General features: G+C 45.9%; 1 protein-coding gene. It reads right to left on the bottom strand.

Going from position 1 to position 290, the window contains the following annotated elements; translation table 11 throughout:
• A partial coding sequence (locus A3757_RS02480) for a hypothetical protein (RefSeq protein ID WP_156506121.1) occupies nucleotides 1-215 on the bottom strand: 215 nt, incomplete at its 3' end.
• Nucleotides 216-290: the final 75 nt, after the last annotated feature.

The raw sequence follows: 290 nt of genomic DNA, 5'->3' as shown, positions 1-290 counted from the left end.
ACACTGGTGAAACCGAGATCGTTCAGCATGTGCTTCATTATGCTCATGCCGTCACCATTGGCGTGCTGGAAGATATCTACTTTTAGCGCTTCTTCTTGCTCTGAGGTGTGAGGCGTATATCGCCCCCAATATATGTCATCACTTACGCCTAGCTTGCGCCTTTGTTCAAACCATAAGGCAACATGATCTTTCGGGTGACGTTGAAATATACTCATGATGCCTGATCCGTCTTGAGAACGTTAAGGGTATTTTTCGCATCAAGCCAACCTGCTTCCCAGCTTGAAGTTAAT

Source organism: Oleiphilus sp. HI0117 (assembly GCF_001635235.1).
This window is presented reverse-complemented; position numbering and strand designations above follow the sequence as displayed.